Annotated in this window: 26 protein-coding genes and 1 pseudogene; 15 read left to right on the top strand and 12 right to left on the bottom strand. The window is 69.5% G+C overall.

Annotation, left to right across the window (positions count from 1 at the left end; all coding sequences use genetic code 11):
* Window positions 1–22: 22 nt before the first annotated feature.
* The 3 genes and pseudogenes from AC1DSZ_RS11985 to AC1DSZ_RS11975 form a co-directional block, all read left to right on the top strand.
* Window positions 23–481 (top strand): annotated as a pseudogene (locus tag AC1DSZ_RS11985) (GNAT family N-acetyltransferase); the annotation flags it as partial.
* A gap of 197 nt (window positions 482–678) precedes the next feature.
* Complete coding sequence (locus AC1DSZ_RS11980; RefSeq protein ID WP_476838598.1) at window positions 679–891, top strand: hypothetical protein; 213 nt, start codon at window positions 679–681, stop codon at window positions 889–891.
* A gap of 33 nt (window positions 892–924) precedes the next feature.
* A complete protein-coding gene (locus AC1DSZ_RS11975; protein ID WP_476838597.1) occupies window positions 925–1,785 on the top strand; it encodes a CHAD domain-containing protein in 861 nt (286 codons plus the stop codon).
* On the opposite strand, the gene mtgA is transcribed toward AC1DSZ_RS11975, so the two are convergent.
* Window positions 1,782–2,516: a monofunctional biosynthetic peptidoglycan transglycosylase gene (mtgA, locus tag AC1DSZ_RS11970; RefSeq protein ID WP_476838596.1), complete on the bottom strand. Its 735-nt coding sequence runs from the start codon at window positions 2,514–2,516 to the stop codon at window positions 1,782–1,784. The two genes, AC1DSZ_RS11975 and mtgA, sit on opposite strands and share 4 nt — an antisense overlap.
* Window positions 2,517–2,650: 134 nt before the next feature.
* Here mtgA and AC1DSZ_RS11965 point away from each other — a divergent pair, with 134 nt between their 5' ends.
* Window positions 2,651–3,571, top strand: coding sequence for a polyprenyl synthetase family protein (locus AC1DSZ_RS11965; protein WP_476838595.1), 921 nt, complete (start codon window positions 2,651–2,653; stop codon window positions 3,569–3,571).
* Window positions 3,568–4,272 (top strand): DUF1345 domain-containing protein, encoded by a 705-nt coding sequence (locus AC1DSZ_RS11960; protein ID WP_476838594.1) that lies wholly within the window; start codon window positions 3,568–3,570, stop codon window positions 4,270–4,272. Before AC1DSZ_RS11965 ends, AC1DSZ_RS11960 begins: the two co-directional genes overlap by 4 nt.
* A 72-nt stretch (window positions 4,273–4,344) precedes the next feature.
* Here AC1DSZ_RS11960 and ispG read toward each other — a convergent pair whose 3' ends face one another.
* Complete coding sequence (ispG, locus tag AC1DSZ_RS11955; RefSeq protein ID WP_476838593.1) at window positions 4,345–5,658, bottom strand: flavodoxin-dependent (E)-4-hydroxy-3-methylbut-2-enyl-diphosphate synthase; 1,314 nt, start codon at window positions 5,656–5,658, stop codon at window positions 4,345–4,347.
* A gap of 117 nt (window positions 5,659–5,775) precedes the next feature.
* The gene (locus tag AC1DSZ_RS11950; protein ID WP_476838592.1) at window positions 5,776–6,348 is read right to left on the bottom strand and encodes a Fur family transcriptional regulator; all 573 of its coding nucleotides are present in this window, start codon (window positions 6,346–6,348) and stop codon (window positions 5,776–5,778) included.
* 126 nt (window positions 6,349–6,474) lie between these two features.
* On the opposite strand from AC1DSZ_RS11950, the gene AC1DSZ_RS11945 reads away from it, so the two are divergent.
* Both AC1DSZ_RS11945 and AC1DSZ_RS11940 read left to right on the top strand, forming a co-directional pair.
* A complete protein-coding gene (locus AC1DSZ_RS11945) occupies window positions 6,475–7,260 on the top strand; it encodes a 3-hydroxybutyrate dehydrogenase (protein ID WP_476838591.1) in 786 nt (261 codons plus the stop codon).
* Window positions 7,257–8,297: a patatin-like phospholipase family protein gene (locus AC1DSZ_RS11940; RefSeq protein WP_476838590.1), complete on the top strand. Its 1,041-nt coding sequence runs from the start codon at window positions 7,257–7,259 to the stop codon at window positions 8,295–8,297. Before AC1DSZ_RS11945 ends, AC1DSZ_RS11940 begins: the two co-directional genes overlap by 4 nt.
* 284 nt (window positions 8,298–8,581) lie before the next feature.
* Here the strand turns inward: AC1DSZ_RS11940 and AC1DSZ_RS11935 are convergent, their stop codons facing one another.
* Together AC1DSZ_RS11935 and AC1DSZ_RS11930 are read right to left on the bottom strand one after the other, a co-directional pair.
* Window positions 8,582–9,256: a class I SAM-dependent methyltransferase gene (locus tag AC1DSZ_RS11935; RefSeq protein ID WP_476838589.1), complete on the bottom strand. Its 675-nt coding sequence runs from the start codon at window positions 9,254–9,256 to the stop codon at window positions 8,582–8,584.
* Entirely contained in the window at window positions 9,253–10,398 is a 1,146-nt protein-coding gene (locus AC1DSZ_RS11930) for a glycosyltransferase family 4 protein (protein ID WP_476838588.1), read from the bottom strand. Before AC1DSZ_RS11930 ends, AC1DSZ_RS11935 begins: the two co-directional genes overlap by 4 nt.
* Before the next feature lie 209 nt (window positions 10,399–10,607).
* On the opposite strand from AC1DSZ_RS11930, the gene rpmF reads away from it, so the two are divergent.
* The gene (gene rpmF, locus AC1DSZ_RS11925; RefSeq protein ID WP_476838587.1) at window positions 10,608–10,793 is read left to right on the top strand and encodes a 50S ribosomal protein L32; all 186 of its coding nucleotides are present in this window, start codon (window positions 10,608–10,610) and stop codon (window positions 10,791–10,793) included.
* A 482-nt stretch (window positions 10,794–11,275) separates the two neighbouring features.
* Window positions 11,276–13,045, top strand: coding sequence for an EAL domain-containing protein (locus AC1DSZ_RS11920; RefSeq protein WP_476838586.1), 1,770 nt, complete (start codon window positions 11,276–11,278; stop codon window positions 13,043–13,045).
* A 42-nt stretch (window positions 13,046–13,087) separates the two neighbouring features.
* Here the strand turns inward: AC1DSZ_RS11920 and phaR are convergent, their stop codons facing one another.
* Window positions 13,088–13,690 (bottom strand): polyhydroxyalkanoate synthesis repressor PhaR, encoded by a 603-nt coding sequence (gene phaR, locus AC1DSZ_RS11915; protein WP_476838585.1) that lies wholly within the window; start codon window positions 13,688–13,690, stop codon window positions 13,088–13,090.
* Window positions 13,691–13,943: 253 nt separating this feature from the next.
* Here phaR and AC1DSZ_RS11910 point away from each other — a divergent pair, with 253 nt between their 5' ends.
* The gene (locus AC1DSZ_RS11910) at window positions 13,944–15,122 is read left to right on the top strand and encodes an acetyl-CoA C-acetyltransferase (RefSeq protein ID WP_476838584.1); all 1,179 of its coding nucleotides are present in this window, start codon (window positions 13,944–13,946) and stop codon (window positions 15,120–15,122) included.
* Between the two features lie 89 nt (window positions 15,123–15,211).
* Window positions 15,212–15,937 (top strand): acetoacetyl-CoA reductase, encoded by a 726-nt coding sequence (phbB, locus tag AC1DSZ_RS11905; protein ID WP_188519973.1) that lies wholly within the window; start codon window positions 15,212–15,214, stop codon window positions 15,935–15,937.
* A 418-nt stretch (window positions 15,938–16,355) separates the two neighbouring features.
* Here the strand turns inward: phbB and AC1DSZ_RS11900 are convergent, their stop codons facing one another.
* A complete protein-coding gene (locus tag AC1DSZ_RS11900; RefSeq protein WP_476838583.1) occupies window positions 16,356–16,826 on the bottom strand; it encodes a hypothetical protein in 471 nt (156 codons plus the stop codon).
* A gap of 499 nt (window positions 16,827–17,325) precedes the next feature.
* On the opposite strand from AC1DSZ_RS11900, the gene yddG reads away from it, so the two are divergent.
* The gene (gene yddG, locus AC1DSZ_RS11895) at window positions 17,326–18,198 is read left to right on the top strand and encodes an aromatic amino acid exporter YddG (RefSeq protein ID WP_476838582.1); all 873 of its coding nucleotides are present in this window, start codon (window positions 17,326–17,328) and stop codon (window positions 18,196–18,198) included.
* A 3-nt stretch (window positions 18,199–18,201) separates the two neighbouring features.
* Here the strand turns inward: yddG and AC1DSZ_RS11890 are convergent, their stop codons facing one another.
* Genes AC1DSZ_RS11890 through gloB form a run of 3 tightly spaced genes read right to left on the bottom strand, consistent with a single transcriptional unit; the run spans window position 18,202 to window position 20,230 of the window.
* On the bottom strand, window positions 18,202–18,975 hold the full coding sequence (locus AC1DSZ_RS11890; protein ID WP_476838581.1) for a GNAT family N-acetyltransferase: 774 nt from the start codon (window positions 18,973–18,975) through the stop codon (window positions 18,202–18,204).
* Window positions 18,976–18,999: 24 nt separating this feature from the next.
* Window positions 19,000–19,452, bottom strand: coding sequence for a cupin domain-containing protein (locus AC1DSZ_RS11885; RefSeq protein WP_476838580.1), 453 nt, complete (start codon window positions 19,450–19,452; stop codon window positions 19,000–19,002).
* 10 nt (window positions 19,453–19,462) lie between these two features.
* On the bottom strand, window positions 19,463–20,230 hold the full coding sequence (gene gloB, locus AC1DSZ_RS11880) for a hydroxyacylglutathione hydrolase (RefSeq protein ID WP_476838579.1): 768 nt from the start codon (window positions 20,228–20,230) through the stop codon (window positions 19,463–19,465).
* Window positions 20,231–20,395: 165 nt separating this feature from the next.
* On the opposite strand from gloB, the gene AC1DSZ_RS11875 reads away from it, so the two are divergent.
* From AC1DSZ_RS11875 to AC1DSZ_RS11865, 3 genes are all read left to right on the top strand, one after another.
* The gene (locus AC1DSZ_RS11875) at window positions 20,396–21,181 is read left to right on the top strand and encodes a class I SAM-dependent methyltransferase (RefSeq protein ID WP_476838578.1); all 786 of its coding nucleotides are present in this window, start codon (window positions 20,396–20,398) and stop codon (window positions 21,179–21,181) included.
* Window positions 21,182–21,283: 102 nt separating this feature from the next.
* Window positions 21,284–22,237, top strand: a complete 954-nt coding sequence (locus tag AC1DSZ_RS11870; protein ID WP_476838577.1) for an acetyl-CoA carboxylase carboxyltransferase subunit alpha — start codon at window positions 21,284–21,286, stop codon at window positions 22,235–22,237.
* 139 nt (window positions 22,238–22,376) lie between these two features.
* The gene (locus tag AC1DSZ_RS11865; protein WP_476838576.1) at window positions 22,377–23,918 is read left to right on the top strand and encodes a L,D-transpeptidase family protein; all 1,542 of its coding nucleotides are present in this window, start codon (window positions 22,377–22,379) and stop codon (window positions 23,916–23,918) included.
* A gap of 318 nt (window positions 23,919–24,236) precedes the next feature.
* Here AC1DSZ_RS11865 and grxD read toward each other — a convergent pair whose 3' ends face one another.
* Window positions 24,237–24,575: a Grx4 family monothiol glutaredoxin gene (grxD, locus tag AC1DSZ_RS11860; protein ID WP_476838575.1), complete on the bottom strand. Its 339-nt coding sequence runs from the start codon at window positions 24,573–24,575 to the stop codon at window positions 24,237–24,239.
* A gap of 177 nt (window positions 24,576–24,752) precedes the next feature.
* Window positions 24,753–24,989, bottom strand: a complete 237-nt coding sequence (locus AC1DSZ_RS11855) for a BolA family protein (protein WP_476838574.1) — start codon at window positions 24,987–24,989, stop codon at window positions 24,753–24,755.
* Window positions 24,990–24,991 lie beyond the last annotated feature (2 nt).

Below are 24,991 nucleotides of genomic sequence, written 5' to 3'. Positions count from 1 at the left end.
CACCTATCGCGAGCACCGGCCCGGCGACATGGGCTGGATCATTCATCGCCAGGCCGTGCTCTACGCCCGGGAATATGGCTGGAACGAAGAGTTCGAGGCGCTCGTGGCCGAGATCGCGGCGAAGTTCATCCGCGAGATCAAGCCGGGCCGGGAGCGCTGCTGGATCGCCGAGCGCGCCGGCGAGACGCTGGGCTCGGTGTTCCTGGTGGAGGGCGAGAATGGCTCCGCCAAGCTGCGCATGCTGTATGTGGAGCCGTCCGCACGCGGGCTCGGCGTCGGGCGCGGGCTGGTGCGCGAATGCCTCGCCTTCGCGCGAACGGCCGGCTACGCGTCCGTGACGCTGTGGACCAACGACATCCTGCATGCGGCGCGGCGGATCTACGAGGGCGAGGGCTTCCGGCTCGAAGGCGAGGAGCGGCATCACAGCTTCGGCAAGGATCTCGTCGGCCAATACTGGAAGCTCGATCTCGGCAAAGGCTGAGCCGATTTAGCCAGCGGCAGCGCAACAATTCCGAGATGCCCGAAAGCGGACAGAATTGCGCCCTTCGGCGGTCCGATTGCGCCGTCAACTTTCTCTTAACGGGCGATTCGCCACGTGCGCTCGCGCACACCGGCCTGGAGCCCGAAAGAGGACAGTACGGCTACCGGAACGATTGTCCGGCGGCCCTGGAGGCGACGATGACCATTCTGAGCGCCGACGCTCTTGCGATCGACCCCGAGGGAATGGCCCGGTTGCGCGCCGTGCTGGCCACCGACGAAGGCTACGAGAACCGCTGCGCCGCCGTGGCGCGCCGCATGGTCGCGATCAGCCTGCCGCTCGTCACCCGGCGCAATGGCGGAGCATCATTGCGTCGCCGGTCCATGCCCATCCCAGCGCTGCGTCGCGCTTGATCCGACCCGCGCTTTAGGGCCATCTGGGCCGGCATGGCCCGCACGATCGATCTTTCCGAAGCCTTCGACCTGCACCGTCTGGCGCTGCGCGACGCGCTCGCGCATGGGGACCGCGACCTCGGCGTCCATGGCGCCCGTCGCGCCATCAAGGCCCTGCGCGCGCTTTTGCTGCTGGTGCGCCCCTCGCGATCCGAAGATCCCCGACATTTCCAGGTCCGCGCGCTCGACGCCGAGTTGAAGGCGCTCGCCGACGCGCTGGCCCCGGCGCGCGACCTGCGCGTCGCCGCCGCCACCGCGCTCAGCCTGGTGGACGAGGTGGACGACGAAGCCGCGCGGGCCGCACTGATGAGGCTCGCGGCCGAATGGCTGGGCGAAGCGGCGCGGCGGGAAACCGCGTCCGACCATCTCGGGGCCGAGCAGGCCCGGCGCAGCGAGGCTGCGATCGCCGAGCATCTGGCGGCGCTGTCCCTGTCCGCGCCCCGCCGCGACGTGGCCCGCGCGGCGGCGGGCGTCTATGCCAAGGCGCGGCGGCTGCTGCGGACAGGGCTGCGGGCGGACGATCCTGACCTCCTGCACCAGGCGCGGCGCAACCTCGTGCGCCTGCAGATTCACGTGCAGGCGCTCGGGCCGAAGCTGGGCGGGCGCATGCTCAAGCTCGGCCGCCAGGCCGGCCGTTTGCGCCAGGTGCTTGGCGATCATCATGACCTCGCCGAGCTCGAGCGGCGGCTGGACGGATCGGGGGTGGGCTCGCGCCTGCTCGGACGGCTCGTCCATCACGTGGAAGCGCGGACGGATGCGCTTGCCGAGACAGCCCGCCGGCAGGGCGACAAGGCGTTGCGGGGCCGCCCCAAGGCGCTTCGCCGCCGGCTAGGCCGCAGGCTCAGGCAGGCCTAGCGCCGCGCAACCTTCACGCACTGCACATAGGGCTCGGCGTCGCCGAGCTGGCCGGCGAGGCGTCCGGCGAGCCGCTGCAGCCCGCGCCCGGGCTTGCCGGGATTGCGCAAGATCGGGTTCGGGAGCGCCTTGGTGAGCAGCGTCGCCTCCCGGGCGGTGAGCTCCGAGGCCGACTTGTTGAAATAGGAGCGCGCGGCAGCCTCGGCGCCGAACACGCCCGGGCCCCATTCGGCGATGTTGAGATACACCTCCATGATGCGCCGCTTCGACCATACGAGATCGAGCCAGAGCGCCAGCGGCAGCTCCAGCCCCTTCCGGACATAGGAGCGCGAGGGCCACAGAAAGAGGTTCTTGGCGGTCTGCATCGGGATTGTGGAGGCGCCGCGCGACGGGCCGGCGTCGTCGGCGTCGTCCAGCACGGTGCGCAGCGCGTCCCAGTCGACGCCGCCGTGCTGGCAAAAGCGAGCGTCCTCGGAGAGGATCACGGCGTTCACGAGCCGGGGTGAGATCGCCTCGATGGGCGTCCATCGCCGGTCCACGGGCTTCAGCGTCGCCCAGCGGCCCAGCATCAGCGTGGAGGGCGGGTGCGCGACCGCGTAGACGGCTGTGAGCAGCAGCAGCAGCCCCACGACCGCGAGCACGATCCAGAGCAGCCACCGAAACAGCGCGCCGATCCAGCCCAGCGATGAAGCGCGACGTCCGATGGGAGGGGCCTCGGCGGTTTGCGTCATGGTGGCGGAGCCTTGACCCCAGCGCCCCGTTGGGGCAAGCGGCAGGGCAACGCCAGACGGGGCGCGATGGTCCCATCCGGGCTATGATGCCAAGCGGCGCCCGTTCGGGCGACCCCTAAAAAGCGGAGGCCGCCATGGACGCGGAGTTCGACGCCCGCCTGGGCGCGTGCGCGGAGGCGGTGGAGCGGACCCTGGACGCGCTGCTCGGCCCCGAGCCGCTGGCCGGCGAGATCGCCCGGCCCGAGCGCCTCGTGGAGGCCATGCGGTATGCGACGCTGGGCGGCGGCAAGCGGCTGCGGCCCTTCCTGCTCGCCGAAAGCGCGCGGCTGTTCGGCGTGGAAGGCGAAGGCCCCCTGCGGGCCGGGGCGGCGCTCGAGATGGCGCATTGCTACTCGCTGGCGCACGACGACCTGCCCGCCATGGACGACGACGACCTGCGGCGCGGCCGGCCGACCCTGCACAAGGCCCGGGACGAGGCGACCGCCATCCTGGCCGGCGACGCCCTGCTGACCTACGCGTTCGACGTGCTGGCCGACGAGCGGACGCATCCGGACCCCGCCGTGCGCATCGCGCTCACGCTCGGCCTCGCGCGCGCCGGCGGGCTTGGCGGCATGGCGGGCGGGCAGATGCTCGACCTGCAGGCCGAGGGCCGCTACGGCGCGGAGGACGCGCTGGGCGAAGGCGACGTGCGCCGCCTGCAAGCGATGAAGACCGGCGCGCTGCTCGCCTATGCGGTGGAGGCCGGCGCCATCCTGGGCGGGGCCGATGCGGACGACCGGGCTGCGCTGTCGGCCTATGGGCGTGCGTTGGGCGCGGCCTTCCAGGTGGCAGACGACATCCTCGACGTGGAATCCAGCGCCGACGCGATGGGCAAGGCGACCGGCAAGGACGCCGGCCGCGGCAAGGCCACGCTGGTGGGCGCGCTCGGGCTGGCGGAAGCCAAGGCGGAGCGGGACCGGCTGGCGTTGGCGGCCGAGCTCGCGCTGGCGGGTTTCGGGCCCGAGGCGGACGTGCTGCGCGCCGCGGCGCGCTTCGCCGTCGAGCGTCGCTCGTGAGCGGTCGGGCGGCCGCGTCGCGCCGCTCCGGCCTGACCGGCTGGATCCGCGATCTCGCGCGTGGCCGCGCCCGGCTGCTGATCGCCGCCACCATCGGCGCGGCGCTGTGCTTCGCGCTGCCCGGCAGCTTGCGCTGGAGCACCCGCCTCCTGCTGGCCTGGGACGCCGGCACGCTGCTCTACATCGCGCTGATCTCCGCCATGATGATGCGCTCGGAGGTGGGCGACATCCGCTCGCGCGCCAAGCTGTTCGACGAGAACCGCTTCACGATCCTGATCATGATCCTGCTCGCCACCGTGTCGAGCTTCGGCGCCATCGTGGCGGAGCTCGTGAACGGCCGCAGCGGCGGCGCGCTGCCGCCCGGCCCCATGGCGCTGGCCGGCGTCACCGTGCTGCTGTCCTGGACGTTCACCCACATGGTGTTCGCCGTGCATTACGCCCACGAGTACTACCAGTGCGTCGATCAGTCCGAGCGCGGCGGGCTGCAGTTCCCGAACGAGCCGGAGCCCGACTACGGCGACTTCCTGTATTTTTCCTTCGTGATCGGCTGCGCGGCCCAGACCGCCGATGTCGGCGTCACCAGCGGGGCCATGCGCCGCAACGTGCTGGTTCACGGCGTGGTGGCGTTTCTGTTCAACACCGCCGTGCTGGCCCTGTCGGTCAACATCGCGGCCGGGCTGATCGGCTCCGGCGGATCGTGAGCCGGACCGCGAGTCTGAGCAACGGCTGAACGAGCGCTTCGAGCCTGAAGGCTCGCGGTCCGGGTGGGCGACCTACTCGGCGGCCGTTTTTGCGCCGAGGCCGTAGCGCTTCTCGATGTAGTCCGCCACCATGGTCTTGAAATCCGCCGCGATGGCGGGGCCGCGCAACGTGGCGGCCTTCTTGCCGTCGATGAACACGGGCGCGGTCGGGACCTCGCCGGTGCCCGGCAGCGAGATGCCGATGTCGGCGTGCTTGCTCTCGCCCGGGCCGTTCACGATGCAACCCATCACGGCGACGTTGAGGTTCTCGACGCCCGGATAGGTCGCCTTCCATTCCGGCATGGAGGTCGAGATCCAGCTCTGGATGTCGCGCGCCAGCTCCTGGAACACCGTCGAGGTGGTGCGGCCGCAGCCCGGGCAGGCGGCCACCAGCGGCACGAAGGTGCGGAACCCCATGGTCTGCAGGATTTCCTGCGCGACCTTCACCTCCAGGGTGCGGTCGCCATTGGGCTCGGGCGTCAGCGAGACCCGGATGGTGTCGCCGATGCCCTCCTGCAGCAGGATCCCCATGGCGGCCGAGGACGCCACGATGCCCTTGGAGCCCATGCCGGCTTCCGTCAGGCCTAGGTGGATCGCATAGTCGCTGCGCTGCGCCAGCATGCGGTACACGGCGATCAGCTCCTGCACGGCCGACACCTTGGCGGACAGGATAATGCGGTCGCGCCCCAGCCCCATCTCCTCGGCGCGGGCGGCCGACAGCAGGGCCGACTGCACCATGGCCTCGCGCGTCACCGCGCGGGCGTCCAGCGGCGCAGCGCTGGCGGCGTTGAGGTCCATCAGGTGGGTGAGCAGTTCCTGGTCCAGCGAGCCCCAATTTGCGCCGATGCGCACGGCCTTGCCGTGCCGGGCCGCCAGCTCCACGATGGCCCCGAACTGCCGGTCCTTCTTGTCCTTGAAGCCGACATTGCCGGGGTTGATGCGGTATTTGTCCAGCGCCACCGCGCAGGCCGGGTGGTCGGCCAGGAGCTTGTGGCCGATATAGTGGAAGTCGCCCACCAGCGGCGCGGTCACGCCGCGCGCCAGCAGCTTTTCCTTGATGTACGGCACCGCGGCGGCGGCTTCGTCGCGGTCGACCGTGATGCGGACCAGCTCGGAGCCGGCGCGCGCCAGCGCGGCCACCTGCGCGACCGTGCCGTCGATGTCGGCCGTGTCCGTGTTGGTCATGGACTGCACCACCACGGGCGCGCCGCCGCCCACCATCACGTCGCCGACCCGCACGCCCACGGTGCGATGGCGCGGCAGGGGCCCGGAGGCGACAGGCGCGGGCAGGCAGCCGGCGGCGGGCTCCTGGGACAAAGCGGCCGGGGCGAAATCGATGGCGCTCATGCGGGTGCGTTCCTGGGGGAGGACCTTTCGGCGCGAGAGGCGCCATGGCTGGCCGGCCAAGTCAAGCGCGCCGGTGTGGCGATCCGGTGACGGCGATACCGCAGCGCACCCTCACCCTCAAGGGGAGGGTGCGCTGCGCGTGGAAACCGCATCCGGGGCGGCGCAGTGGGCGCAGCGGCCGGCGAGTTCGAGGATGTTGGCGCGGGGGCTGAACCCCTGGGTCTGGGCCAGATGGGTCAGGGCGCCACGCAGTTCGTCCGAGCAGGCCTCGTCGACGCCGCCGCATTGCTCGCAGATCATGAAGACCACGAGATCGCCGGGCGCGTGCCGGAAGGGGCAGGCAATAAAGGCGTTGCGGCTCTCCAGCTTGTGAACGAAGCCGTTGTCCAGCAGGAAATCGAGCGCGCGATACACCGTGATCGGGGCGGGACGCTTGTCGCCCTCGTGGGGCGCGAGCCGGTCGATCAGGTCGTAGGCGCTCATCGGCCGATGCGTCGCGTAGAGCGCGTCGAGCACCTGCCGGCGCATGGGCGTCAGTCGCAAGCCTCGCTCGACGCACGCGTTCTCGGCCTCCGCCAGGGCGGCGGGGCGGCGGGCCGCATGGTCATGCGCATGCGCGCAGGGACCCGCATGCGAGTGGTCCTGCGCGTGATCGTGGTGAACTGACGGGCTGTCGACCATGGCTATCATGTAGCACGCCGACGCGGATCAGCCACCCGGGCGCGACGGCTTGACGCCATGCTGCAGCGCCACAAGATACGGATCTTGACGTTGTGCGCTGCAGCATAGCGCCGCAACCCATCTCGGAGCACCCCCATGTCGCTCGCCAGCAAAACCGCCGTCGTCACCGGCTCAACCTCGGGCATCGGCCTCGCCATCGCGCGCGCCTTCGCGAAGGACGGCGCCAATGTGGTGATCAACGGCTTCGGAGACGCCGCCGCGATCGAAAAGGAACGCGCCGGCATCGAGGCGGAGTTCGGCGTCAAGGCGCTCTACTCGGCCGCCGACATGACCAAGCCGGACCAGATCGCCGCCATGGTGGCGGACGCCGAAAAGGCGTTTGGTTCGGTCGATGTACTGGTCAACAACGCCGGCATCCAGTTCGTCGCCCCGATCGAGGAATTCCCGGTCGAGAAGTGGGACGCGATCATCGCCATCAACCTGTCGGCGGCGTTTCACGCTACGCGAGCCGCGATCCCGGGCATGAAGGCCCGCAAATGGGGCCGCATCATCAACACCGCCTCGGCGCACTCGCTGGTGGCTTCGCCCTTCAAGTCCGCCTATGTGGCGGCCAAGCACGGCATCGCGGGCCTCACCAAGACGGCGGCGCTGGAGCTCGCGCCACACGGCGTCACCGTGAACTGCATCTCGCCCGGCTATGTGTGGACGCCGCTGGTGGAAAAGCAGATTCCCGACACCATGAAGGCGCGCGGGCTCACCCGCGAGCAGGTGATCAACGACGTGCTGCTGGAAGCGCAGCCCACCAAGGAGTTCGTCACCGTCGAACAGGTCGCCGCGCTGGCGCTGTTTCTCTGCGGCGACGCCGCCTCGCAGATCACGGGCGCGAACCTGTCCATGGACGGCGGCTGGACCGCCGAATGAGCGCGCGCGCAACCACCAAAGCCGAGACGCCCCGCAAGGCCGTGAACCTGGCGCTGCAGGGCGGCGGCGCCCATGGGGCGTTCACGTGGGGCGTCCTCGACGTGCTGCTGGCCGACGGCCGGCTGGAGATCGAGGGGCTGAGCGGAACCAGCGCGGGCGCGATGAACGCCGCCATGGTGGTGTGCGGGCTGGCGGGCGGCGGCCCGGATGCGGCGCGGCGCAAGCTGGAGAAGTTCTGGCGCGCCGTGGCGGTGGACGGCGACCTGAACGCGCCGCAGCGCGCGTTGTTCGACATGCTGCTCGGCGCCTGGAAGTTCGGCTCCGGCGGGGCCACGGGCTGGTTTCCGCAGCTCCAGCCGCCGTCGCCCTACGCGTTCAACCCGCTCGACATCAACCCGCTGCGCGACGTCGTCACCCAGCACATCGATTTCGACCGGGTGCGCGGCTACGAGCCGCTGAAGCTGTTCGTGGCGGCCACCAACGTCCATACCGGCAAGGTGCGGGTGTTCCACCGGCACGAGATCACGGCCGACATGCTGATGGCGTCGGCCGCGCTGCCCTCGGTGTTCAAGGCCGTGGAGGTCGAGGGCCAGTCCTTCTGGGACGGCGGCTACATGGGCAACCCGGTGCTGTTTCCGTTCTTCACCGAGACGAAGACGGAGGACATCATCCTGGTGCAGATCAACCCGATGGTGCGGGACGAAACGCCCGACACCTCGCGCGAGATCATGGAGCGCGTAAACGAGATCACGTTCAACGCTTCGCTGCTGCACGAGCTGCGCGCCATCGACTTCGTCCGCCGCCTGATTGACGCCGGCCGCCTCGGCGACACGCATTACAAGCGCATCCGCATGCACCGCATCGAGGCGCAGGACGAACTGCTGAAGTTTGGAGCCGCCTCCAAGATGAGCGCCGACTGGACGTTCTTCGAGGAGCTTCACGCCATCGGCCGCAAGGCCGCGCAGACGTTCTTGCGCAAGCACTTCGACAGCATCGGCGTGGAGGGCACGCTGGATCTTCGGGCCGAGCTGGGGTGAGCGGCTGCATGGCCGTTCGCGTTTCCACTCGGCGCTCTCTCTCTCTCTCTGTCATCCCGGGCGGCGCGCAGCGCCGGGGAGGGAAGCCAGGCGACTGGGCGCCATCTCCGCCCATAGCCCATGGCGATGGGCTGAAAACGTCCGAGACACCCTCCCGTCATTGCGAGCGACAGCGAAGCAATCCAGCTGACGCCGGGCGCTACGCCGTAGATCGAGGCCAGACGCCCACCCTCTGGATTGCTTCGCTGCGCTCGCAATGACGGCGAGGCGTGGGAATGGCGCGCTCAGGCGTCTTCCGGCTCGGCGAAGCGCCATACCGTCGTGCGCTTCACTTCCGCGTCTTCCAAATCGCGCGTGGTCTTGACCTGATAGGTCGCCACCGCGACCAGGCGTTCGCGCGGGAGGTAGCTGCGGCCGGGGTCGCCGACCAGCACCAGCGCGCCGCGCCGGGCCAGCGCTTCGAGCCAGTCCGTGACCGTGCGGGCCATGTCGCGCTCGTAGCAGACGTCGCCGGCCAGCACGACGTCCCAGCCCCGGTCCTGGCCCACCAGATCCTCGCAGGTCGGCACGATGGCGACGCCGTTCGCCGCCGCGTTAAGCCCGATGGCGGCCAGCGCGAAGGCGTCGATGTCGACGGCTTCGACCCGGGCAGCGCCCGCCAGCGCGGCCGCGATTCCCGCGAGGCCCGAGCCGGAGGCGAAATCCAGCACGCGCTTGCCGCGCACGGCGTCCGGGTGGTCGATGAGCCAGCGGGCCAGCGCCTGGCCGCCCGCCCACGCAAAGGCCCAGAAGGGCGGCGGCAGGCCGATCTCGCCGAGCTCCTCCTCGGTTTTCTGCCACAGCGCCGTGGATTCGGTGGCCACGTGGAGGCGCACCTCCGGGGCGTGCGGGGTGGCGACGAGCTGCGTGTGCGCGAGGATGAAGGCGGGACGGTCGAGGATCGGGGGCGGCTGGCTCACGGGATGCGCCGCAAGAGGCGGTCATAGACGCCCAGCATGGCGGCCGAGACGTCCGCCTCCGTGTAGCCGTGCAGGATGGTGTCGCGGGCTTCGGCCCCGAGGCGGGCGACGAGCGCCGGATCGGCGGCGAGCTGGACGAGGCGTTCGCTCAGCGCCCCGGCGTCGCCGAGCCGAAACAGAAAGCCGTTTCGGCCGTCGCGCACGAGGCTGCGGCAGCCGGAGACGTCCGTGGCCACCAGCGCGCGGCCGCAGCAGGCGGCCTCGATCAGCATGCGGGGCATGCCCTCGCCATGGGATGGCAGCACGGCGGCGTGGTGGTCGCGCCAGACCGCCGCGACGTCCCGCGTGGGCCCATGCCACGTGACGCCCGGGCGGGACGACCAGTCGCGCAGCGTCGCCTCGTCGATCGTGGTGGCGTTGGACGGATCGGGCGCGCCATAGAGCGAGAGCTCCACATCGGCGCCGCGGGCGCGGGCGAGGCCGACGGCCTCCACGGCGACGTCGACGCCCTTGGTCCAGAGCATGCGGGCCGCCATGGCGATCCGCAGCGGCGGGACGGGCGGCAGCGGCGCGGCCGGGTAGGCGGCGGGATCGATGCCGGCGCCGTTCACCACCGCGACCTGGTCTGGATCGCCCGGGTCGAGGCCGAGAAGCGGCGGGTCGTCGGCGTTCTCGAACACCATGATGGCGCCGCGGCCGCCGACAGGGCCGCGCAGCAACGCCCGAATGGCCGCGCGGGCGACGCGCCATTTCGCCGGGGGCGAGCCGCCGACCGGGCCAAGCCCCGTGATCGCGCAGACGCGGCGGCGCACCCCCGCCAGGCGGGCCGCGATTCCGCCCAGGATCACGGGCTGCATGGCGACCAGATGCACGATGGCGGGCTTCTCGCGCCGCATCAGCGCGGCGAGTAGCTGGACGTAGCGCCAAACGCCCGCGGGGCCGCGCTCGCGGCGCTCGGCCTCCACGGGCGCGAGCCGGAAGCCCTCGCGCGTGATGGCGTCGCCATGCTGGCGCACCCGGCACGCGACCACGACCTCGTAGCCGGCGTCGCGCGCCGCGCGGGCCATGGGCAGGAAGTGGGAGCAGAAGAACCAGTCTTCGGTCGCCACATAAAGGAGCTTGGGTCGCGGAGCTGCGGTCATTCTGCTAGAACTGGGGCGGGTCGCATCGCATAGCACGGCGCGCCGCGCAGGCCACCATCGGGGCCCGGTGACTCGGCCGGGGTGAAGAATCTGGCCCGGCGGGCTAGTCAGCCGCGATCCTTTCCTGTATGAGGCCGACTTCGAATTTGCGGCTGGCGGCCGATGGCCCGTTCACGCCCGATCGCAAGCCAAATCCATCGGAGAGTTCCATGGCCGTTCCGAAGCGAAAGACGTCACCCATGAAGCGCGGCTTCCGCCGGTCCGCTGATGCGCTGGCCCAGCCGACCTATGTGGAAGACAAGGATTCCGGCGAGCTGCGCCGCCCGCACCACATCGACATGAAGACCGGCATGTATCGCGGTCGCCAGGTGCTGAAGGTGAAGTCGGCCGATTGATCGGTCGACGGCGGTCGAGAGGGTCGCGCAGCGGCCCCGACGGCGGCTTCTTCAGGCGATGATATCCAGATCCGGCCGCGTGAGCGGCCGTTTTCTTGAGAGGGATGTCTCATAGGCGGCGGCTCCGGTTTCCGGGGCCGCTCTGCGTTTCAGCCTCTGCGACGGCATGCCGGCCCGCAGGGCCAGGAGCTGCGCCATGAAGCCCGCATCGGCGCGGCGCGCGGCCGGGCCGGCGAAGTCCCGACGCTCCGCGCCGTCCGTTTCCACAACGGCCAGAACACTCGCTGGTTGAGGGCCTAGGGTCATCGCGACGCCAGTTCGTGCCAGATCGGAACAACGACGTTCCACAGCCGCTTTCGTTGCAAGCTTCGCGCCGGAGTTAACGAGGTCTTAACCCTGCCTCACGCACCGTCGGGACGCAATCGCGCGGACCGGGTCCGATGGGGACAGTGGGGTCGCGCGCCGATGCAGAGGTCCCGCCCATGGACGACCGGCCGAGCGAAAGCCCTGACATGCGGGTCGAGGACCTGGTCGCGTCCACGATCGCGGACCTGCGGGCCGTGCTGAATTCCATCGGCGAGACGCTCTACACCTGGAACATGCAGACCGACGAGCTCACCTGGGGGGCGAATGCGGCCTCGGTGCTGCGCGTCGACGACCCGGTCGCGCTCGCGTGCGGCCGCGGCTTCGCCCGGTTGGTCACGCCCGACTCCGGGCCCACCCGCTTCGAGGCCGTGACGCGCTCGGGCCAGCGCGACGACGGCCATGGCGCGCCCTTCCAGACGCTCTACGCCATCGAGCAGCGCGACGGCGCGCCGCTCTGGCTGCAGGACACCGGGCGCTGGTTCGCGGGCGCGGACGGCAAGCCCGTGCGCGTTCACGGCGTGGTGCGCGTGGTGCCGCAGCCCGTGCGGGAAGCCGCCGGCCTCGCGACGGCGCCGGCGGACGGCCTCACGGGGGCGCTGACGCGCACCCAACTCGCCGACCTGCTGAACGACGAGATCACGCAGGCGCGGCGGGGGCAGCGCGCCTTCGCGGTGGCGCTGATCGGCATCGAGGGGCTGGCGCAGGTCAACGAGGCCTACGGGCTCGACGCGGCGGACGAAATCATCGCCGGCGTCGCCAAGCGGCTGCGCTCGGTGATGCGCCGGGGTGACTCGCTGGCCCGCTACACGGGCAACAAGCTCGCGATCGTGCTGATGGGCTGCGCCGAGGAGCAATTGCCGATCGCAGGCGGGCGCTTCATCGACGCCGTGCGGGCGGAGCCGATCCCGACCTCGGCGGGGCCGCTGGCCGCAACGGTGCGCATCGGGGGCGTGATGCTGCCCCGCTTCGGGCAGACGGCCGCCCAGGCGATGCAGCACGCCGAGGAGGCGCTGGCGGACGCCAAGCAGTCGCCGACCCGCGCCTTCGTGACCTTCGCGCCGGACCGGCGCCGCGACCAGCGCCGCCAAAGCAACCGGCGCTTCACGGACGAGATCGTGGCCGCGCTGAATGACCGGCGCGTCACCATGGCGTTGCAGCCGATCGTGCAGTCGGGCTCACGCCAGATCGCCTATCACGAAGCCCTGATCCGGATCGTGGGCCGCGACGGCATGCTGCTGTCCGCCGCCGAGGTGGTGCCGGCGGCCGAGAAGCTTGGCCTGATCCAGCTGATCGACCACCGCATGCTGGAAATGTCGCTGGTGACGCTGGCGGCCGACCCGGAGGCCCAGCTCTCCATCAACGTGTCGAGCGCGACGCTGCGGGAGCCCGAATGGGTGGCGGCGATGTCGGGCGCGCTGTCGTCGGCCCCGGACGTGGCGCGACGGCTGATCGTGGAGCTCACCGAGACCTTCGCGATCGACGACCTCGCGGCGACGGGCCGCGCCATCGAGGCCATGCGGGCGCTCGGCGTGCGCGTGGCGATCGACGATTTCGGCTCCGGGCACACCTCGTTCCGGCACCTGCGGGAGCTGCAGGTCGACCTGATCAAGCTCGATGGCGCGTTCGTGCAGAACCTGAAGCGGTCTACAGACGATCGCTTCTTCGTCCAGACGCTGGTGGACCTCGCCCGGCACCTGCATGTGCCGACGGTGGCCGAGTGGGTCCAGGACGAGGAAACGGCCCGCATCCTGGAAGGGTGGGGCGTCGACTACCTGCAAGGCGAGCTGTTTGGCCCGACCGAACTCGCGCGCATCCCGGGCGAGCCGAGCTTCGTGCTCGGCGCAGGCGGCATCGGCCTGCGCGACGCGGCGTCGCGACTGGCGTGAGGCCTACTCCCCGGCCTCCGCCTGCGCCTGCCGTGAAGCGGCTCAGCCCGAAAGCTTGTCGAGCCGCTTCTGCACTTCGGTGAGCTGGCGCTTCAGCTCGTCGATCTCGCCCGGCTCCTTGTCGGCCGGCTTCGCCGCGCCGGCCGCGCCCGTGGCGGCATCTTCGCCCCCGGCCGGGATCGGGAAGGGGCTGAACATCTTCACGGCGTCGCGAAACGCGATCATGTTCTTCGCCACCTGGTCTTCCATCGCGGTGAACGCGGCGGAGCCGAAGGGCGAGGCCCCGAACGTTGTGGTCAGCTGATCGCGGAACTTCTGCTGGTTTTCGGTCAGCATCTGGAGCGAATGCTCCAGATAACTGGGCACGAGAGCCTGCATGCTGTCGCCGTAGTAGCGGATGAGCTGACGCAGGAAGGTGATCGGCAGAAGATTCTGGCCGCTCTTGCCTTCCTGTTCGAAGATGATCTGCGTCAGAACCGAGCGGGTGATGTCTTCGCTCGTCTTGGCGTCGAACACCACGAAGTCTTCGCCCTTCTTCACCATGCCGGCCAGATCGTCGAGCGTCACATAGGTGCTCGTTCCGGTGTGGTAGAGCCGTCTGTTCGCGTATTTCTTGATGACGGTCGGTTGTTTGTCCTGAGCCATGGCCTTCGGTGAATTCATTACGCCCCCGGGAGCAGGGTCGACATCTGTGCCAAGACGATAAGCAGTTCCGCGCACTGCACAACCGGTTTCATGAGACTTTGGTCAACATCTGGGCCGATTCGACACCAAAGACTGAGATCCAGGCAGGGTCCGCCCGCTTGACGCTCAGCGGGGCAGGGCCGAAAGATGCCGTTAACACCACGGCCACGCGTCCCGCGTCTCGCCCTGGCGACCCGATATCGAGGAGGACCTCATGGCGGCAAACGACATCGTCATCGTCAGCGCGGCGCGCACGGCGGTTGGATCATTCAACGGCGTTTTCGCCAACACGGCCGCCCATGACCTGGGCGCCGCAGCCGTAAAGGCCGCGATCGAGCGCGCCGGCGTTTCGGCCGACGAGGTGGACGAGGTGATCCTCGGCCAGATCCTCACGGCCGGCCAGGGACAGAACCCGGCCCGGCAGGCGGCCATGAAGGCCGGCGTCCCGCAGGAGAAGACCGCCTGGGGCCTCAACCAGCTCTGCGGCTCCGGCCTGCGCGCGGTTGCGATCGGCATGCAGCAGATCGCCAACGGCGACGCCAAGGTGATCGTGGCGGGCGGCCAGGAGAGCATGTCGACCTCCCAGCACGCCGCCTACCTGCGCGCCGGCCAGAAGATGGGCGAGCTGAAGCTCGTCGACACCATGCTGCGCGACGGCCTGTTGGACGCCTTCCACGGCTACCACATGGGCAACACGGCCGAGAACGTCGCCACCAAGTGGCAGCTGACGCGCGAGGAGCAGGACCGCTTCGCCACCGCGTCGCAGAACAAGGCCGAGGCGGCGCAGAGCTCCGGCAAGTTCAAGGAAGAGATCGTCCCGTTCACGGTCTCGACCCGCAAGGGCGACATCGTGGTCGACCAGGACGAATACATCCGCCCCGGCACCACCTATGAGGCGGTCGCCAAGCTGCGCCCGGCCTTTTCCAAGGACGGCACCGTGACGGCCGGCAACGCGTCGGGCATCAATGACGGCGCGGCCGCGGTGGTGCTGATGACCGAAGCCGAGGCGCAGCGCCGCGGCCTCACCCCGCTCGGCCGAATCGCCTCCTGGGCGACGTCGGGCGTGGACCCGGCCGTGATGGGCACGGGCCCGATCCCGGCCTCCCGCAAGGCGCTCGAAAAGGCCGGCTGGCGCGTCGGCGACCTCGACCTCATCGAGGCCAACGAGGCCTTCGCCGCCCAGGCGATCGCGGTCAACAAGGACATGGGCTGGGATACCGACAAGGTGAACGTGAATGGCGGCGCCATCGCGATCGGCCATCCGATCGGCGCGTCCGGCGCCCGCGTGTTCGTGACCCTGCTGCACGAGATGAAGCGCCGCGACGCCAAGAAGGGCCTCGCCACTCTGTGCATCGGCGGCGGCATGGGCATCGCGCTCTGCGTCGAGCGTTGAGATCGTGAGCGGGAGCCCCTCGCGGGCTCCCGACCGCACTGACAAGCGCCGCGAAGGCGCGTTCAAACCATCATCGAGAGGGGAACGACATGGCGAGGGTTGCACTGGTCACGGGCGGCACGCGCGGCATCGGAGCGGCGATCAGCAAGGCGCTGAAGGCCGCCGGCTTCTCGGTCGCGGCGAATTACGGCGGCAATGACGAGGTCGCGAACGCGTTCAAGGCCGAGACCGGCATCCCGGTGTTCAAGTTCGACGTGGGCGACTTCGACGCCACGGCGGCCGGGATCGCGAAGGTCGAGGCCGAGCTCGGCCCGGTCGACGTGCTGGTCAACAACGCCGGCATCACGCGCGACGGCTTCTTTCACAAGATGACCAAGGACCAGTGGTCGGCGGTGATCCGCACCAATCTGGACTCGCTGTTCAACGTCACGCGCCCGGTGTGGGAAGGCATGCGCAACCGCAGTTTCGGCCGCGTGATCGTGATCTCGTCCATCAACGGCCAGAAGGGTCAGATGGGCCAGGTGAACTATTCGGCCGCCAAGGCCGGCGACCTCGGTTTCGTGAAGGCCCTCGCCCAGGAAGGCGCGGCCAAGAACATCACCGTGAACGCCATCTGCCCGGGCTATATCGGCACCGAGATGGTGCGGGCCATCGACGAGAACGTGCTGAAGACCCGTATCATCCCGCAGATCCCGGTAGGCCGCCTCGGCGAGCCCGAGGAAATCGCCCGCATCGTGGCCTTCCTGGCTTCCGACGACGCCGGCTTCATCACCGGCTCGACGATCTCGGCCAATGGCGGCCAGGCAATGATCTGACCAACTTCGCTGGCTTAGCGCCGCCGAGGCGGCGCGATCCGGCGTTTGTGTAAGACCTCACAACGCCTCGCCGTCATTGCGAGCCGGAGGCGAAGCAATCCGCCTAATTGCCCGGCATTAGGCTTGATTGCTTCGCCTCCGCTCGCAATGACGGGAGGATTTATCGGGCGTTTCAGCCCGTTTGCCTCGCTAGGTGGCCTTTACGGGCGGTCATCCCCGGCGACCTGCGCAGCAGGTCGGGAAGGGGATCCAGGGCCAATCCCCGACGCCGGGCCCAGTCGCCTGGATCCCCTTCCCGGCGCTTCGCGCCGCCGGGGATGACGGCAGGATGTCCGCGACGTCAAAGCGCCTCGCCGTCGTTGCGGGCCGGAGGCGAAGCGATCAGGTCAAACGCCCGGCGCTCGCCACAAAGCCACCTTTAGCGGCGGGCGGCGCGCTGTGGGATGTCGAGGTTTTCGGGCGCCTCGTCCTGGGCGGTTTCCTTGAGCCGCCACATCGGGCGGCCGCCCACCAGGCCATTCTCGAAGCGGGCGTCCTGGGACATGTTGGACGACAGCGCGGCCCGGGGGTTGCGGGCGCTAAAGGTCACGCCTCGTGCGTTCAGGCGCTCCAGGATTTCGCCGATCGGCAGAGGGCCATTCGCGTCGCGCAGGATCTCGTAGGCGCAGGTGCGCAGCGATTTCGAGGAGGATTGCGCGAGCGAAGAAGAGGCCGGAGCCACGGTCCGCGGCCTGCTGGGCGCCAGCTCGCCGCCGTTCTGGGACGACATCTCGTCGATCAACTTCTCCAGAGACGCCAGAAGGCGGAATTCCTCGGACGAGTTCATCAGCTTCGAGCGGAGCCCAACCGCGAGATCACTCAGGGCGCGCGTGTGAGTTTGATCGGTCATGGGACAATCGTCTTGTTGGAACCGCGTTTAGACCACGATAAAAGGAAACATGATAAAAATCAAATAAGATTTCTTGCTCGTCTCTACAACTTAACCTTGTGTTCATGATGAACGCTACTATCCGGCACGTGTCGACGAAAAGGCCCGCTGAATCCGGTTCAGGCTCTCAAGATCGCTCCCGGTTCACATCCGATGACACGAGCCTCTATACCTGCAATGTGCGTTGATGCGATTGAACGGCGTTCGTAACGGCGCTGATGATCGCATTCGCCATTCTATCAAGGTTCGATTAGCAGTGACGTTCCGTGCGTTTGCTTGACGCAGTGGCCGGCTTCGACTTGCGCATGACGCTCCCGACGGCCTCGGGCGCTACGGCCGCCCCGCTTGATCGCCGCGGTCCCTTGTTGCTTTCGCCAAGCCGTTTTAAGCCTCGCGCGCGGTTCGCGCGAACCGATGCGTCGGCGGTTCCCGACGCCGGCATCCTCTGCGGTAGGTCCCCTTGTTTCTCGCAACGCTCTCCGGGTTCGGGGCCATTCTACTCTGGTCCGCCCTGGCGCTCCTGACGGCGGCGTCCGGCGCTGTCCCGCCTTTCCAGTTGCTCGCCCTCACCTTCGCGATCGGCGGCGGCATGGGGGCGGCGAGCTGGGCCTTTCGCCCCGGCGCGTGGCGCAGCCTGCGGCAGCCATGGCCCGTCTGGGCGCTGGGCGTCGGCGGTCTGTTTGGCTACCACGCCCTCTATTACGCAGCGCTCCGGCTCGCGCCGCCCGCCGAAGCGAGCCTCGTCGCTTACCTGTGGCCGCTGCTGATCGTGCTGTTCTCGGCGCTGTTGCCGGGCGAACGCCTCAAGGCCAACCATGTGGTGGGCGCGCTGCTGGGGCTTGCTGGGGTCGCGGTGCTGATCACGGGGCGAAGCGGCGGGCTCACGCTGGATCCGGCGGCGACGCCCGGCTACCTGCTGGCGCTCGGCTGCGCCTTCGTGTGGTCCGGCTATTCGGTGCTGTCGCGGCGCTTCGGCGCGGTGCCGACGGACGCCGTGGTGGGCTTTTGCCTGGTGACCGCCGTCTTGGCGGTGGTTTGTCATCTGGCCTTCGAGGCTACCGTCTGGCCGAGCGGCGCGGCGCAGTGGCTCGCCGTGATCGGGCTGGGGCTCGGGCCGGTCGGGGCGGCGTTCTACCTATGGGACCACGGGGTCAAGCACGGCGAAATCAGGGTTCTGGGCGTGGCCTCCTATGCGGCGCCGGTGCTGTCGACCATCATCCTGGTGGCGGCGGGCGCGGCGGCCGCGACATGGTCGCTGGGCGCCGCCACGGCGCTGATCGTGGGCGGCGCCCTGCTGGCCTCTCTCGACATGCTCCGCCGCAAGGCGACCTGAGGTTCACGCCCGCAGGTAGCTGTAGCGATAGGCCTCCGCGAAGCCGAGGCCGCGATAGAGGCCTACCGCGGGCGTGTTTTCGGCCACCACCTGCAGGTAGGCCTCGCGGGCCCCATGGCGGTGCGCCCAGGCGAGCAGGGCGGCCGTCATCGTGCGGCCGTGGCCCTGGCGACGCGCCTCGGGCGGGGTCGCGACATGGAATATGCCCGCGACGCTGTTCTCGACCGCGGTGCGGCCGAACGCGACCGGGGCCCCGTCCCGCCACACGGTGGCGAAGCCCTGCGGCATCTCCACCGCGCCGACCAGGCGGGCGATCAGGGCGCGCTCCTCGGCGTCCGCGCCGGAAGCCGCCATGCCGTCGAGCCAGCTCTGGGTGGCCGCGGGGGTGATCTCCACCGCGTCGGCGGCTGGCGGGGGCTCGGCCGAGAGATCGGCCGCCATCACGATGGTTTCGCCTGCCGGGGCGGCGCCGCCGGTCGCCAGCAGGGCGAGAGCGTCCGTGGGCGTCAACGGCGTGAGCCGCACCGTGCAGGGCAGGCCGCGGGCGTCGCACAGGCGGCGCGCCTGCGCGAGCGCGTCCGGAAAGCCGCCCGGGACCGGCGCGATGGCGTTCAGCGAATTCACCCGCCGCGAGCGCGACCCGGGCGTGAGGCGCGCTTCCCACCCGTTGACCCGCACGACTTCGGGCGCCGGCCAGGCGCGGGCGCTATGCAGCTCGAATGCGCGGACGCGCTCGAGCGGCACACAGGCGGGTTGCTGCAGGGCGGCGACGTCCAAGGCGAGGCTCCAGGTCTGGTGGGTTCAGCGCGGGGTGGGCCGCCAGTTCGGCGGCGCGAGCTCGAAGCCCGCGAAGTCGAAGCCGGGCGCGACCGTGCAGCCGACCAGCGTCCACGCTCCGAGGCTCACGGCGGTTTGCCAGCAGCCGGCCGGCACGACTACCTGCGGGCGCTGCCCCGTCGCCAGGGTGGGTCCGAGATGCTGGGCGTGGGCGTCGTGGCCGTTGGGCGAGAGGGTGATCACCAGCGGCGCGCCCGCGTAGTAGTGCCAGACCTCGACGGCGTCGATGCGATGCCACTCGGAAACGTCGCCGGCGCCGAGCAGGAAGTAGATCAGCGTCGAGGCGGCGCGGCCGTTCGCATCCACGCGCGGGTCGCGGAAGGTCTCGCGGTAGAAGCCGCCCTCCGGATGAGGCGCGAGGTCGAGCAGGCGCACGATGTCGGCTGCGCTCATTCCGGCGGGCAGGCTCGTGCTCATGCGGGTCGCCTCAGGCGCGGTTCTTGCGCTCGCGCAGCTCGGTGAAGACCTCCAGCGGCGACCGGCCCGCCATGCCGACGGCGGCCGCCACGGCCGGGTCGGCGGCGCGCAGGAAGGGGTTCGTGGCCTTCTCGCGCCCGATCGTGGTGGGCAAAGTGAAGGAGCCGGCGGCGCGCAGCTGCTCCACCTCGGCGGCGCGCTCGCGCAGTGCGGCGTTGTTGGGGTCCACCGTCAGGGCGAAGCGGGCGTTGGACAGCGTGTATTCATGGCCGCAATAGACGCGCGTGTCGTCCGGCAGCGCGGCGAGCTTTTGCAGCGAGGTCCACATCTGCGCAGGCGTGCCCTCGAACAGGCGGCCGCAGCCGAGCGAGAACAGCGTGTCGCCCGAGAACAGGATCTTCTCGCCGGCGAAATGGAAGTTGATGTGGTTGGCGGTGTGGCCGGGCGTGTCGATCACGGTGGCGGCCATGCCGCCGACGATCACGGTGTCGCCCTCGTCGAGGCCGCGGTCCATGCCGGAGATGCGGTCGCGGTCCCGCGCCGGGCCGATCACCCGCGCGCCGCTGCGCGCCTTCAGGGCCGGGATGCCGGCGATGTGGTCGTCGTGATGGTGCGTGACCAGGATGTGGGTGAGCTTCCAGCCGGCCTCGTCCAGGGCGCGCTGGATGGGGGCGTCCTCGCAGGCGTCAATGGTCGCGGTTGCGCCGCTCTCGGGGTCGTGGATCAGCACGCCGAAATTGTCGGAGCCGATCAGGAACTGGCGGATCTCTGCGGGCATCTCGTCACCATCAGGAGGGGCGGGGATCGGGAGGGTGGACCCGATCGGGGGGAACTGGTCAACCCTATTGTCGGGTGGCGCCTTGCGCGCCGCAACGGCGTTCTGCCACATGGGCGTCCAGCCCGGGCGGAGCAGCCGCGCGGGCCAAACCCGCGTGCTGAGCCGATGAGCCTCGACGTCGTCGATCTGCGCACCTTCTACACCGGCCCGCTCGGCGCGGTGGCGCGAAGGCTGCTCGGCCGCGCCATCCGCGCGCGCTGGAGCAACGTCACAAGCCTGGCGGTGCTCGGCGTCGGCTACGCGACGCCTTATCTCGACCTGTTCTCGGGCGAGGCCGAGCGCGTGATCGCCGTGATGCCGGCCGCGCAGGGCGTGGTGAACTGGCCGTCGGGCGGGCTCTCGGCGGCGGCGCTGTGCGATCTCGACATGATGCCGCTGGCAGACGCCAGCGTGGACCGGGTGCTGCTCGTGCATGCGCTGGAGATCGGCGAGAGCCCGCGCGAGATCCTGAGCGAGATGTGGCGTATCCTGACGCCGGGCGGCCGGCTGATCCTGGTCGCGCCCAACCGGCGCGGGTTGTGGGCTCGCATGGACACGACGCCGTTCGGCTACGGGCAGCCGTTTTCGCGCGGCCAGCTCACCACGGTGCTGCGCGAGGCGCTGTTTTCGCCGGTGCACTGGGCGGAGGCGCTCTACGTGCCGCCCATTCCGCGCCGCACCTTCCTGCGCTCCGCCGCCACCTGGGAGCGGGTGGGCGCCACGCTGGCCTTGCCGTTCGCGGGCGTTCACATGATCGAGGCCACCAAGACGCTGTACCGGCCGGTGGCGATCCGCCAGACGCGGCGGGTGGGCGCGACCCAGATGAGGCCCGTTCTCGTGCCGGCGCCGCGCCTGACGCGGGGGGAGGGCATGGCGTCGCTCGCTCCCGTCCACACCGCGTCGCTTGACTAAGAGGTCCCGAGAGGCCACTTATCCGCCGCCCAGCCCCGCGCGGGCGCGAATTCAAGGCGGCCCCCGCCGCCCCTCAGCGACAGGCGCCCGGCCATCCAACCGATGCGAAGCTATCTCGATTTCGAAAAGCCCGTCGCCGAGCTCGAGGCCAAGGCGGATGAACTGCGCGGCGTCGCCGAGAGCAGCGGCTCGCCCGCCCTCGCCAAGGAGATCGAGCAGCTCGAGGCCAAGGCGGCCACGCAGCTGCGGGAGCTCTACGGGGCGCTGACGCCGTGGCAGAAGACCATGGTGGCGCGTCATCCGATGCGGCCGCACTTCGTCGACTACCTGCGCGCGCTGATCGAGGACTTCACCCCACTGGCGGGAGACCGCGCCTTTGGCGAGGACGAGGCCATCATCGGCGGCTTCGGCCGCTTCCGCGGCCAGTCCGTGTGCGTGATCGGCCAGGAGAAGGGCTCGGACACCGAGACCCGCCTCAAGCACAATTTCGGCATGGCGATGCCGGAGGGCTACCGCAAGGCGGCGCGCCTGATGGAGCTCGCAGATCGCTTCAACATTCCGGTGCTGAGCTTCGTCGACACGGCCGGCGCCTATCCGGGCATCGGGGCCGAGGAGCGCGGCCAGGCCGAGGCCATCGCGCGCTCCACGGACGCGTGCCTGGCGCTGGGATCGCCCAATGTCGCGCTGGTGATCGGCGAGGGCGGCTCGGGCGGCGCGGTCGCGATTGCGAGCTGCAACACCGTGCTGATGCTGGAGCACGCCATCTACACGGTGGCGTCGCCGGAGGCTTCCGCCTCCATCCTGTGGCGCGACAGCGCGCGGGCGCAGGACGCCGCCACCAACATGAAGATCACCGCCCAGGACCTGCTGAAGTTCGGAGTGATCGACGGCATCGTGCCGGAGCCCCGCGGCGGCGCGCATCGTGCGCCCGAGGAGGCTGTCACTGCCGCCGGTGCAGCGCTCGAAGGCGCACTCTCCCAGTGGGCGGGCTTTTCGCGCGACGAGATTCGTGCGAAACGTGCGGACAAGTTCCTGGCCATCGGCCGGAAACTCTAGCCAGGGCGCGGCAGACGCCCGGCTGTTCACACTTCGTTAACCAGCCTGGCGTGGGATGACCCCAGCCGGTAAGGTTCCGTAAAGGTTGACGGTTCTAATCGAGCACAGGGGTCGCAATGACGACCTCGGGGGTTGCCTGATGTCGATGACGCTGTCCCGTTTCCCGATCGCCAAGCTGGCTTACGCCGCCGTCGCGGCCGTGCTCTTGGCTGGCTGCAACGCCGATTCCGGCCGCTACCCGGCCCGCGCCTATGCGCCGATCCCGTCCGACACGCTGGCGCTGATGACCGAGAAGGGCGCCACGCGCAGCTCGCCGGTCCTGATCCGCGCCTACAAGAAAGAGTCCGAGATCGAGGTCTGGAAGCAGGCCTCGAACGGCAAGTACGAGCACATCAAGACCTACCCGATCTGCCGCTGGTCCGGTCAGCTCGGACCCAAGAAACGCGAAGGCGACCGCCAGGTTCCCGAGGGCTTCTACACGGTCACGACCGCGCAGATGAACCCGAACTCGGCCTATTGGCTGTCGTTCAACGTCGGGTACCCGAACCCGATGGAGCGCGCCATGGGGCGCAACGGCGGCGATATCATGGTGCACGGCACCTGCTCGTCGCGCGGCTGCTTCGCGATGACGAACGAGCAGATCGAAGAGATCTACGCGGTGATGCGCGAGTCCTTCAACGGCGGCCAGAAGGCGGTGCAGTTCCAGTCCTATCCGTTCCGGATGACGGCCGAGAACCTCGCCAAGTTCCGCCACGATCCGAACATGTCCTACTGGAAGAACCTGAAGGAAGGCTCCGACCACTTCGAGGTCACCAAGCAGGAGCCAAAGGTCGCGTATTGCGGCGGCAAGTACGTGTTCGACGCCGAAGGCGCGAGCCGCCTCGACCCGACCGCAGCCTGCCCGGCCCTGAAGATGGATCCCGAGCTCGCCCAGCAGGTCGCCGCGAAGGACAAGCACGACCAGGAGAAGGTCGCCGAACTCGTCGGCAAGGGCACGCCCGCGGTGCGTGTGCAGTACGCCGACGGCGGCCAGCACATGAGCTTCCGTTCGGGCCGCTACGCCATGGGCTCGTCTGACGACCGCTACGCCACGCTGGGCATGACGCCCGCCAAGGTGGCGTCGCTCGGCGACATCAGCCGGCCCGAGGCGCTCGACTCGATCGAGGAATATGCCGTGGACGAGCGCGGCCAGCGTCGTCAGGCGACCGTCGCGGTCGCACAGGCTGAGGCTCCCAAGGCTGATGTCGCAAAGGCTGAAGTCGCGAAGGTTGCCCCGGTGGTCGTCGCCGCCAAGAGCGAGCCCGTCCAGGTCGGGACGCTGGGCAAGACCAAGCCCGGCAAGTCGCTGCCCGTCGTGGTGGCCGCCCAGCCGGTTCCCGCCAACGTGACGGCTCTGGCGCCGGCCCCGCCGCCCAGCGGCGCCTTCAGCGCCATCGGGTCGTTGTTCGGCTCCACCACCACGCCCAAGGGCGAAGCGGCCGTCACGACGGCGTCGGGTGAAGGCAAGCCGTTCTACAAGCGCTGGCTCGGGTCGGCCGAAGAGCCGGCCGCCGTCTCGAGCGAGCCCGCGACGCCGCAGCCCGCCCGTGCGCCGCTGCCGCCGCGCCGGCAGGCGGACGGCTCCGAGCCGACCGCGAGGCCGATCCCGCAACGTCAGGCGTCCTTGTCGGCGCTGCAGTAGGCGCGGTCGCATCGAACGCAAAAAGGCCGGCAGAGATGCCGGCCTTTTTGTTGTGGTGATCGCCAGCGAGTTCTCGACAGCGACCAAAGCCCTCGTCCTGAGGAGCAGGCCCGCTTGGGCCTGCGTCTCGAAGGAGGAGGGATCCAAGAGGTGGGATCGTCGTGCCTTCTGGAGTCCCTCGTCCTTCGAGACGCACCGCCAAGGGGCGGTGCTCCTCAGGATGAGGGGAATTCAGGTGTTCTGAAGGGTGAAACGAAAATCCCCGGGATGAACCCGGGGATGATCGAGGAGAAACCGGCGGAACCGCCGAACCTGATATCAGGCCCCGGCGCTCTGCTTCAGCGCCACGCCGTTCTCGGTGAGGTGCGTCTGCAGCTCGCCGGACTGGAACATCTCGCGGACGATGTCGCAGCCGCCCAGGAACTCGCCCTTGACGTAGAGCTGCGGAATGGTCGGCCAGTTGGCGTAGTCCTTGATGCCCTGGCGGATTTCGTCGTTCTCGAGAACGTTGATCCCCTTATAGGGCACGCCGAGATAGTCGAGCATCTGCACGACCTGGCCCGAGAACCCGCACATCGGGAACTGCGGGGTGCCCTTCATGAAGAGCACGACGTCGTTGGAGGTGACTTCGTTCTTGATGGTGTCCTGAATGCTCATCGTCGGGTCCTTTCCTCGTGCGCGGTCAAGGCGCGCCGGTTGGTGCAGCACTTCCGTCGTCGCGAGGAGCGGAGCGACGCGGCAATCCAGGCGCCGGGCGAAGGGCCGGATGCGAAGGGAACGCCCGGCATCCGCTGGATTGCTTCGCTTCGCTCGCAATGACGAGCGGGGTTAAGATTATTCTTGGGGTGTCGACGTCGTCAGCGCAAGGGCGTGCAGCACGCCGCCCATGTTGCCCTTCAGCGATGCGTAGACCAGCTGATGCTGCTTCACGCGCGGCAGGCCCTTGAAGGCGGACGACACGACGGTGGCGGCGTAATGGTCGCCATCGCCGGCGAGATCGCGGATCTCGACGACGGCGTCCGGCAAGGCTTCCTTGATCAACCGCTCGATCTCGCGGGCGTCCATGGCCATGA

The organism is Alsobacter sp. P4_H11, from assembly GCF_056400925.1.
The sequence above is the reverse complement of the archived record's forward strand: the minus strand, read 5'-3'. Positions and strand labels throughout refer to the sequence as shown.